Consider the following 2,574-nt stretch of genomic DNA (forward strand, 5'->3'; position numbering starts at 1 on the left):
AGTAGCGAGGGTCGATGATTGCCCCCAGTCCGAAGGAGGGCATTGGGGTTCGATCGCGCGGAAGGCTGCGGAGCAGTCTGAGCACGCAATTCAATTCTACAGCTAAGATTGTCATCGTCGATCAAGCTTCGTCAGCAAGTATAATGAGGAATTGGATACTCCCCTCGCCTCCACCATGTAAATCCACAAGCGCGTGAGGTTGTGGATTTTTCATTTTCAAAATTTTCCTAAACACGCCTAATTTTTGATATACTTATTGGTACTAAACTAATATTGATACAATGCATTACTGCCTAAACTTGAGATTCCTATTAACAGTAAATGGAGGATGTCTTGTGAAAGATGTGCGATCAGAATACAGTATTAGAACAATAACTAAAAACATGATTGAAGATTTTTCGAAAGTCTCGAAGGGTTTATTGGAAGTTACCAATAATGAAATGTATGTTGTTAACTCAGAAAAGGCAGTGTATGGCAAGGTATATGGTAAACCAAGTAATCGTCTTTCGTCTCTGTTAAGTATTGATAGAGAAGTATTGATACTATTTTCCGGTTATTCCAGACAACAAATGAGGACTATTAATACTGTGGGCACTATTGTTAAGAGTTCGAACGGGAGACTCGAACCTACTGTCGCAATTGTGGTACATTGTGACAATCAGGGGAACTCTAAACTGAAGAAATGGGGAAGAGAACATGGAATTTCGGTCCTGCCTGTTTATTATCACAAAGATAAATTCCCGAAAACCCAAGAAGAGTTCGAGAATATTCTGTGTAGAGAACTATTTTCGTACGACTCATTTGATATTGTTGGTCCTGTATCAGATGATGAACACTTTTATGGCCGTCGGACTGAAGCACAAGATTTGGCAAGACAACTTCAAATAGGTCAAATTAAGTGTTGCTTAGGGATAAGGAAAGTCGGAAAAACCTCTATAGTTAATAGAATTGTAGATGTATGTAGAGAGCATCATGATTGCTACCTTGTAGTCGTGGATTGTTCAAATGATAGTATTTGGTCTATGAGATCACATGAATTAATGTTTTCTCTTGCACAAACACTAAGAGGAATTAAAGGAACTCAAGAAGGGTATTCTACATTAATTACCTGTAATGAAGATTCAAACATGGTCACTGCCTCCCAATTCCTTGCATCAGAAGTAGCTGATTCAGATAAGCCGATTATTTTTGTGTTCGACGAGATTGATTATATTACACCGAGTAGTCCAACCACTAAACTTTGGGTTCATGATTTTAATGAGTTTTGGAGAAATTTTAGAGTTCTTTATCAGGAGTCAGCCAGAATAAGTAAGCGATTTTCTATATTAATAAGTGGAGTTTCAAGTAAATGGTTCCGTGTTGAGTCAATTGAAGGAGTAGAAAATGCTGCCTTAGCTTTTGTGCCAGAAGAATATCTCCTGCCACTTCCTAGAGGTGCAAGTATCGCTATGATTCGCGACTTGGCTAGGGTATCTGGTTTGCAGTTTGACGAGATTAATGGTGACCCAATTGCTTCTTTTTGTTGTGATATACCATACTGGATTCGAAAAGCATGCTCATTTATCCATCGCAGGATTGATATTCAAATGCGGCCAATCAAGCCAGACGTACAAACAATAAAAATACACCTGGAAGAGTTTATTGAGGCGGAGGGCTCTATTATAGCTCAAGCAGCATTAACTCATTTATTCCGGGTATACCCAGATTTAAAGAATCATGCAATGGAATGTCTTAAGGGGAACATTGAATCGCTCCCTAAATCATACATAAATATTTTAACGAAATATGGTTTATTAAAAAAGCAAGGGGAAATCTACAAACTTTCGGGTGAAATGTTTCAGGAAGGATTAGCATTAATTCACGAAGAATCTGATATGGTTGGAGAGAAGGTTGAACCCGACCACATATTTGTTTCAGAAACAATTGCTGAAGAAAATGAAATTAATAAAAATTTATTAGAAGAGTGGTCTGACGAGCTTGCGCTTATTGGAAAGCGGAGAAATATCTTGGAGAAGAAACTTAGAGGGATTGTATTAAATTTCTTGAGATATGATTCATTAATGGATAAGCAAAAGCCACCCGTTAATGAGAGAATATTAAAAAGAATTGAAGAAAAAAAGAGGAAGGTTTTTGCCTCTATTCCTCCCGATGAATTTATGGAAAAGCTGCTCTGGACTGAATTGGTAACAATAATCGATAAGGAGTGGTCTGTTTTTGAGAGGCTTTTTTCGGATAAATCACAATTCTCTCTGAATTCTTCAATAATAAATGAGCGTTTTGATGCCCATGCGAAAGATGCTGATTCGGCGGATCTAGCTCTTTATCGACGTTCGTTAAGTTGGTACGAAGATAAGATTAGAGGAGCATAACGGCTGCGGCGAATTGTGGTTTTGCACAGCCACGGTTCGCCTCCACCATAAAAACTCTGACCGCACGAGGTCAGAGTTTTTTTGTGGAAAGAAACGGGGAGTCGCCCCAGTCCGAAGGAGGGCATTGGGGTTCGATCGCGCGGAAGACTGCGGAGCAGTCTGAGCACGCAATTCAATTCTACCGCTAAGATTGTCATCGTCGATT

1 protein-coding gene is annotated in these 2,574 nt (G+C 39.2%); it reads left to right on the plus strand.

Annotation, left to right across the window (positions count from 1 at the left end):
* Positions 1-335 precede the first annotated feature (335 nt).
* On the plus strand, positions 336-2,369 hold the full coding sequence (locus ACFO1S_RS21635) for an ATP-binding protein (RefSeq protein ID WP_204601865.1): 2,034 nt from the start codon (positions 336-338) through the stop codon (positions 2,367-2,369).
* Positions 2,370-2,574 lie beyond the last annotated feature (205 nt).

It is taken from the genome of Cohnella boryungensis (assembly GCF_042651945.1).
GTDB classification, from domain to species: Bacteria; Bacillota; Bacilli; order Paenibacillales; family Paenibacillaceae; genus Cohnella; species Cohnella boryungensis.